Source organism: Paenibacillus sp. 01L418 (assembly GCF_056400045.1).
This window is the reverse complement of the sequence record NZ_JBFTSN010000307.1, coordinates 1-7,927: the sequence shown is the minus strand read 5'-3', so window position 1 is coordinate 7,927 and position 7,927 is coordinate 1. Positions and strand designations below refer to the sequence as shown.

Genomic DNA, 7,927 nt, shown 5'->3' with positions numbered 1-7,927 from the left:
GCGTTACTTATTGTATCATACACTGTTCATTGTGTTCACTGCAACCCAAGCCCATCTCCAAAATAGATAAGGAAGTGCAAATCACACTTGAACTTACCAGTTTCAGCTTCGCTCATCCTCCACACAATAAGATGATGTTGATTGTGATGAATCTACAGGAGGAATGAGCTATGAGCACTGCAATTATTGATCGTCCTAAACCAGATCGCTCCACCCTCTCCTTTGTTCCCGAGCTTGTTTATTTTGAACCATCTGCGCTCGATTATCCCAAAGGGCAGCGTATTTTTGAATGGGTCAAAAAAGAAGGCATTCCTTATCGGATGACAACCTCACATAACCGGATTACGAATTTACCTGGCGATACCGAGCTTGAACAATACAAGATCGCCAAAAGAACGCTTGTCGTCGGCATACGCAAAACCTTGAAATTTGATACTTCGAAGCCTTCAGCGGAATACGCCATTCCGATAGCAACCGGTTGTATGGCTCATTGTCATTATTGTTATTTGCAAACAACCTTAGGAGCAAAACCTTATATTCGTGTATATGTCAATATAGACGATATTCTAGAGGCTGCTGAGGGGTACATCAACGAGAGAAAACCGGAAATTACCCGCTTTGAAGCCGCATGTACATCCGATCCCGTCGGACTGGAGCCCATTACAGGCAGCCTTCGCGAGCTTATTGATTTTATGGGGGAACAAGAACATGGACGGCTTCGGTTTGTGACCAAGTTTCACCATGTGGATTCCCTTCTTGATGCAAAGCACAATGGACATACCCGTATCCGATTTAGCGTAAATGCCAAATATGTAATCAAACATTTCGAGCCTGCTACATCAAGTTTTGATCAACGCATTGAGGCCGCCGCAAAGGTCGCTAGGGCAGGTTATCCAATGGGCTTTATCATTGCCCCTATTATTTGGCATGAAGGCTGGGAGGAAGGCTATGGCGAGCTTATAGCCTCACTTGCAGACAAACTCCCGCAGGATGTGACCAAAGATCTTACATTTGAACTCATTCAGCATCGTTTTACAAAAACGGCAAAAGCAGTTATTGAAAAGCGTTATCCGCGGACTAAGCTTGAGATGGATATTGAAAAACGCAAATATAAATGGGGACGCTGGGGTCAAGGGAAATACGTTTATCCCGATGAACAAGCAAATGCGCTCCGCATGTATTTATCGGAGCGCATCTTTGAACATTTTCCCGAAGCAAAAATTGAATATTTTACGTAAGAGAGAAATATTAGCTTAAAATTTCAACCATTCCGGCGTAATCATATTAAGCCAGATCGTGATTTTGGTCATTTGATCGGTAAACAATAATACACCCATCAAAATCATAACAGCTCCGCCAACCTTCATTACGCTAGCTGAATATTTCAGTATCCATCTTGCCGTACCAAGGAAAAAGGCAAGTACAAAAAAAGGAATCGCAAAGCCTAATGAATAAGCAGTTGTTAGCTGAAACCATGTGCCAGGTTCCGATGCTGCAAGACCTAAAATCGCAGTAAGCGCGGGACCTGTGCATGGGGTCCAGCCTGCGGAGAATCCAATTCCAAAAATAAAGGAGCTGACATAGTTCGCTTTTTTCGGAATAAGATTCATTCTTCGTTCCTTCATCAGGAGCTGCGGCTGAAATAAACCGATTAGGAATAGTCCCATCAAAATAATCAATATCGCTGATAATTGCCTAATCAGATCTCGATATTCACTGAAAAATTCAGCAAATACATTCGTTCCGTAGCCTAATGCATAATACACGGTGCAGAAGCCCAAAATGAAAAACAGCGTGTGTGACATCGTTCGCATGCGTTTTTGTTTGGCATGTGAATTGCCCTTCAAATCCGCTACCGATATTCCCGTTATGTATGATAAGTACGAAGGATAAAGCGGTAAGCAGCAAGGTGATATGAACGATGCAAAGCCAGCCCCTAAGGCCAGCCAAATGTTAATGTCGGACAAACCCTCTCACTCCAATCCTCATTAACTGCCTGGTCGCATGCCACGGCGGAAAACGAGCAGCAACAGCAGCACAGCAATTAGCAATAATACAATGGTACCGCCTGGTGCCAAATTCCATACACCCGCGATTAGTAAGCCTAATACAACGGCAATCTCGCCAATAATGACGACCGTTATAACGCTTTGACGGAAACTGCGGGCAATGATCAAGCTGCATGCGGCTGGTATAGTCAGCAAGGCCGATACAAGCAGCGCACCTACAATTTTGATAGAAACACTAATAACTAAAGCAGTAAGCATGCTAATCATAACATTATAAAATTTGACGGGCAAGCCGCTCACTGCTGCCGCGTCCTCATCGAACGTAAGCAGGAATAGCTCCTTTACTTGAAGCCTAATCGCAACAAGAACAATCAGTGTAACGACGCCTATAACGTAAAGATCAGTGGTACTCAAAGTATAAATGCTTCCAAATAAGTAACTATTCACATTGCTGTTGAATCCTTTGCCCATCGTGAATAATAATGATGCGAGCGCGACTCCGCCTGACATGATAATGGCAATGGACAGCTCTGCGTATGATTTATATGCTTTCCGTAGCTTCTCAATAGCAAAAGAGGCAATAATCGCAAACACAAATCCCATAGCAATTGGATACACGCCAATCAAGAAACCTAGCGCTACTCCAGCAATAGATACATGCGATAAAGTATCTCCAATCATTGAAAGCCTTCGCAGCACAAGAAATAAGCCGATTAGCGGAGCCGTTACCCCGATTAGAAGTCCGCCAATAAGAGCTCTTTGAAAAAATTCACTAGTTACGATCTCCAACCAAAACAACCTCTTTCCTGCTCTCCATTTGTTCCCTTAGCCCTTTCAGGCTGTGTGCAAGATCATTTTCCACACAATCCTGCGTTTCGTGCGAATGTTYAATATGAAACTTGAGCTTCCCGTTTCCACTGGCTGGCTCTTGTCCTAAATACGAGCGAATCATGTCAAGGTCATGAGAAACCATTAGAAATGTAATGTTATGATGTTGATGCATATGCTTGATCATATGAAAGAAGCTTTCCTGTGTCTCTGTATCTATCCCCACAGTCGGCTCATCTAGAATAAGCAGCGATGGGTTGTTAATGAGCGCTCTGGCAAGAAATACACGCTGCTGCTGGCCGCCCGACAACTGCCCGATACGTTTATCCTTTATATCCTCAATCCCCATTGCCTGCAGAGCATCGTCACATTTTTGATAATCCATTTTGCTTAGTTTCTTAAACAGCTTGCTTCGCCCATAAAGGCCTGACAAGACGACCTCCCGAACTGTAGCTGGGAACAACGGATTTAATGTGTTTTTCTGCGGGACATATCCAATGCGCTCCCACTGCTTAAATTTGTCTACTTTCTCACCAAACAAACGGATCGTTCCGCTCGTTGGCTTTATCAACCCAACGATCATTCGCAGCAGCGTTGTTTTTCCAGCGCCATTCGTGCCGATTAATCCGATAAAGTCCCGTTCTTTCACCGCGAAGCTTAGCTTTGATATAACCGTCTGCTGTTGATAAGAGAAGGAGACGTCCTCCAATGAAATAACCTCTTGGTGACAGCTTGCATCCGCATTTGTCATTCGATTTGATTGCGCCATAATTTATCTCCTCACAGCAATGCGGAGCATAAATCAGCTCCGCAGGTTTGCCTTTTCCTCTATTGTAATGCTTGCACAAGATTTTGCAAGTTTCGTTCCATTAGGGTTAAGTATGTGTCTCCCGCTTTTTCTTGATCCGGCGTTAGGCCTTCGAGCGGATTAAGCACCATTGTCTCAACGTCCGCTTCGCCTGCAAGCGTTTTGGCAAGTTGATCTGAAACTAATTCTTCGAAAAAGATATATTTTACATCGTTTGCTTTAACAAACTTCGCAATTTTGAGCAAATCCTGTGCACGCGGCTCAGCGTCAGGGCTAAGTCCCATGATAGAAATTTGCTTCAATCCGTAATCACGAGCTAAGTAACCAAACGCCTGATGCGAGGTAACGATGTTTTTGTTCGATGTTTGTGCAAGCTTTGCCGTGTAATCCGCATCGATTGCTTCGAGCTTTCCTTTTAGTGCCTCATAGTTTTTCTCATAATCTGCTTGGTTTGCGCTATCAGCTTCAATTAAGCTGTTTTTTACATTCTCAGCTAATATAAGAGCTGATTTCGGACTAACCCAAGTGTGAGGGTCCAAGCCGCCATGTTCATGTGATTCTTCATCAGCATGTTCTTCTTCATGTTCATGATCATGCTCATCTTCATTACCCTCAATTAATGGAATGCCTTTGCTGATTTCTTTGGTCACGACTTTGCTGTCTTTGGACAGGCCTTTCAGAAATCCGTCAACCCAGCCTTCTAGTCCCGCTCCATGGTACAGAAACAGCTGCGCCTTCGACGCTGTATCAAGATCGCGGCTCTTTGGTGTCCAATCATGCGGCTCTACTCCTGATGCTACTAGATTAACCGCTTTGACATGATCTCCGCCAATTTCCGATGCTAGAAAATATAATGGATAGAAGCTGGTAACGACACTAACTTGTTTCCCCTCTGATTGACCAGTTCCCGTGCTGCCGTTCGCTGGTTGGTTTGATGAGCCTGAATTATTCGTATTATTGCCGCAAGCCACTGCAAAAAGCAGCATTGCCGATAGAAGAAAACTAAGCGCCATAGGTCTTGTCAATGATTTCAGTCTATTCATTTTGATTTCTCTCCATTCATCTTTCTCTCTTGTTCGTAATCGTTATGATTACGTTTTGTATTATACGATGACCTGAAATAGACTGTCAACCTTATTTCTTAGCAAAAGCTAGTAGAAGTTTCCTGCCGATCATGACTCACAGCTGCAAATTAATCATATAGATTATCTTTATTGACCAAAATGATATGAATTATGATTGATGCTATTTTTGAAGAGCAGCAAAACATAAAGGCACCCCAGAAGTTAAACAACCTCAGGGGTGCCTCCGTATATGAACAAATGAATTTACTTCACAACAGCGCCGTTTGGCATATTGTCAGGAACCGTTGCAAGTGTAAGCTGATCGCCATGTGATGCTGCAAGAATCATTCCTTGCGACATTTCGCCGCGCAGCTTAACCGGCTTCAAGTTTGTAACGCAAATAACTTTGCGTCCAACCATTTGCTCCGGTGTGTAAAACTTAGCAATGCCGGAAACAACCTGCCGCTGCTCATAACCTAGATCCAATTGAAGCTTCAACAGTTTATCTGCTTTGAGGACTGGCTCTGCAGAAATAACCTGAGCAACGCGTAGCTCTACCTTTGCAAAGTCATCAATTGCAATTTCTTCCTTGCTCTCAGGTGCAGCCTGTGGTGCTTCATCCGCTGCCTTCGCAGCATTTGGCTGCTCAGCTGGCTGCTCTGTCTGTGTACCGCCGCTCATTGCTGCTGCGATAAAAGCAGACTCCTCTGCCGTATCGAGGCGTGGGAACAATGGTGTGCCCTTGTTTACTCTCGTTCCACCCGGCAGCGAACCGAATTGCTTCGTGCTCTCCCAGGAAGTTAGTTCACCCTGCTCAAGCCCAAGCTGCTTCCACATTTCCCTTGGAGAATGCGTTAAGAACGGCTGCAGCAGAATCGATACGATTCGCAGCGATTCCGCCAAATGATGCATGACCGATGCTAGCTGTCCATTTTTGGACTCATCTTTAGCAAGCGTCCACGGCTGTGTCTCATCGATATATTTGTTCGTGCGGCTTACAAGCTGCCAAAGGGATGACAACGCCACGGAAAACTCCATATTTTCAAGCGCTGACTCTACCTGAACGATCGTTTCACTCGCAAGCTTCTGCAACGATTCATCAAATTCGGTTACGCTGCCTGCAAATGGCGGGATTACACCGTCAAAGTATTTATCGATCATCGCTATCGTTCGGTTAAGCAGATTACCAAGATCGTTCGCCAAATCGAAGTTGATTCGTTCAACGAAATTTTCAGGCGTAAATGTTCCGTCTGCGCCAAACGGCACTTCGCGGAGCAAATAATAACGAAGCGCGTCCAGTCCGTAACGATCGATCAGCATAACTGGATCAACAACATTGCCTTTGGATTTTGACATTTTGCCATCCTTCATCAGAAGCCAGCCATGTGCAAACACCTTCTTAGGCAGCGGCAAATCGAGCGCCATCAGCATGATTGGCCAATAAATCGTATGGAATCGAACAATTTCTTTTCCGACCAAATGTACGTCAGCCGGCCAGAAATCACGATATTTCTGATCATCGCCTTCATTTCCGTAGCCTAATGCCGTGATATAGTTGGAAAGCGCATCAATCCACACGTAAATGACATGTTTAGCGTCTCCAGGCACTTTAATACCCCAATCAAACGTTGTACGCGATACAGCCAAATCCTCAAGGCCCGGCTTAATGAAGTTGTTGATCATCTCATTCTTGCGTGATTCCGGTTGAATGAAATCTGGATTGTCTTCATAATATTTGAGCAAACGATCAGCATAATTGCTCATGCGGAAGAAGTAGCTTTCTTCTTTTACAAGCTCAACCGCACGTCCGCAGTCTGGGCATTTGCCGTCAACCAGCTGACGCTCGAGGAAAAACGACTCACAAGGCGTACAGTACCAGCCTTCATACGTGCCTTTATAAATATCGTCCTGTTTGAGCAGCTGAGCAAAAATTTTCTCAACAACAACCTTATGACGATCCTCCGTCGTACGAATGAAATCATCATTGGAGATTTCCAGCTTCGCCCACAGATCTTTAATGCCTACAACGATATCATCAACAAATTGCTGCGGGGTTTGGTCCTTTTCCTTTGCTTTGCGTTCAATTTTCTGTCCATGCTCATCTGTACCCGTCAAATACCATACATCATAGCCGCGCAGACGTTTATAACGTGCCATTGCGTCACCAGCCACCGTCGTGTAGGCATGTCCAATGTGAAGCTTATCGCTCGGATAATAAATCGGCGTTGTAATATAAAACTTATTTTTTTTCGTCATTTTTACTCCTCCTATTGCATTAGTCTAAAAAAACGCAAAAAACTCCCGTCCATCATGGGACGAGAGTTTGAACTCACGCGGTACCACCCAAATTTCAATCCGGAAATGAGCGGTTAAACCGCCACTTCAAGAAAGCTTCGTGTGCCGCCTGCATGGCGGCTTGCGCCGTTAACGCCAGCTTCGCGTCGCTCCCTTACCCAGCGCTGCCGCTGAAGCTCGAAAGCGAATCCTCCCGGACCATTTTCCAATGGAGTCCCTTACCGGCTTGCACCATATTTCCCGGCTCTCTGAAAAGGTTCTGCTATTGTACTTATCCATTCCTCGGACATATAAATAAAAACAAAACTTATTTTACCACTTATAAATCAAAATATACCCAAATAGAGCCCTCTCTGTCAAGGAGCATCTATGTTGCTGTCTTTTGCAGGCGGAACGRGATCATAACCACCAGCATTAAAGGGATGGCACCTGGCAATTCGCTTCATAGCAAGCCACGAGCCCTTAGCCGCTCCATGCTTCTCGATCGCTTCGAGCGCATACATCGAACATGTCGGATAGAAACGGCAAGATGGCGGGGTCAAAGGTGAAATCACTTTGCGATAAAAGAGGATCGGAGCTTGAGTCACTCTTCGCATTACCCGTTTCTCTGACATTAGGCCTCGCTAACTGCTGACTCGTCTTGTATGCAGTCTTTGCAATATCCGAACACCTCGAATTTGTGTTTCACAACTCGGAAATCATCAGGAACATTCGTTTGCTCCATTGGGCAGAAGGTAATGGGATAAGTCATCCCGCACTGCAGGCAAATCATATGATGATGATGTTCATTCTCTCTGCAATGCAGCTTGAACTTACCGCCATCCTCAAAAATAACCTGCTCCAGCACACCGAGTTCTTCCATCACTCGCAAATTGCGATATACGGTATCAAAGCTTAATCCCGTATACGATTTCCCCATATAT

General features: G+C 44.7%; 9 protein-coding genes. 1 reads left to right on the top strand and 8 read right to left on the bottom strand.

All coding sequences use genetic code 11. The annotated features are described in order from the left end of the window. The first annotated feature begins 170 nt into the window (after nucleotides 1-170). Nucleotides 171-1,238, top strand: a complete 1,068-nt coding sequence (splB, locus tag AC1DSE_RS25780) for a spore photoproduct lyase (RefSeq protein WP_339203379.1) — start codon at nucleotides 171-173, stop codon at nucleotides 1,236-1,238. 15 nt (nucleotides 1,239-1,253) lie between these two features. Here the strand turns inward: splB and AC1DSE_RS25775 are convergent, their stop codons facing one another. The 8 genes from AC1DSE_RS25775 to AC1DSE_RS25740 form a co-directional block, all read right to left on the bottom strand. Continuing rightward, the gene (locus tag AC1DSE_RS25775) at nucleotides 1,254-1,967 is read right to left on the bottom strand and encodes a cytochrome c biogenesis CcdA family protein (RefSeq protein ID WP_339203380.1); all 714 of its coding nucleotides are present in this window, start codon (nucleotides 1,965-1,967) and stop codon (nucleotides 1,254-1,256) included. Between the two features lie 21 nt (nucleotides 1,968-1,988). Further along, a complete protein-coding gene (locus AC1DSE_RS25770; protein WP_477510507.1) occupies nucleotides 1,989-2,798 on the bottom strand; it encodes a metal ABC transporter permease in 810 nt (269 codons plus the stop codon). Further along, a complete protein-coding gene (locus AC1DSE_RS25765) occupies nucleotides 2,782-3,588 on the bottom strand; it encodes a metal ABC transporter ATP-binding protein (RefSeq protein ID WP_477528397.1) in 807 nt (268 codons plus the stop codon). Before AC1DSE_RS25765 ends, AC1DSE_RS25770 begins: the two co-directional genes overlap by 17 nt. Before the next feature lie 77 nt (nucleotides 3,589-3,665). Next, on the bottom strand, nucleotides 3,666-4,688 hold the full coding sequence (locus AC1DSE_RS25760) for a metal ABC transporter solute-binding protein, Zn/Mn family (protein WP_477510506.1): 1,023 nt from the start codon (nucleotides 4,686-4,688) through the stop codon (nucleotides 3,666-3,668). A gap of 285 nt (nucleotides 4,689-4,973) precedes the next feature. Then, nucleotides 4,974-6,965, bottom strand: coding sequence for a methionine--tRNA ligase (gene metG, locus AC1DSE_RS25755; RefSeq protein ID WP_477510505.1), 1,992 nt, complete (start codon nucleotides 6,963-6,965; stop codon nucleotides 4,974-4,976). Between the two features lie 113 nt (nucleotides 6,966-7,078). Beyond that, on the bottom strand, nucleotides 7,079-7,213 hold the full coding sequence (locus tag AC1DSE_RS25750) for a hypothetical protein (RefSeq protein WP_430057948.1): 135 nt from the start codon (nucleotides 7,211-7,213) through the stop codon (nucleotides 7,079-7,081). 147 nt (nucleotides 7,214-7,360) lie between these two features. Further along, entirely contained in the window at nucleotides 7,361-7,600 is a 240-nt protein-coding gene (gene yidD / locus AC1DSE_RS25745; RefSeq protein ID WP_477528396.1) for a membrane protein insertion efficiency factor YidD, read from the bottom strand. Nucleotides 7,601-7,617: 17 nt separating this feature from the next. Then, a partial coding sequence (locus tag AC1DSE_RS25740) for a Fur family transcriptional regulator (protein ID WP_477528395.1) occupies nucleotides 7,618-7,927 on the bottom strand: 310 nt, incomplete at its 5' end.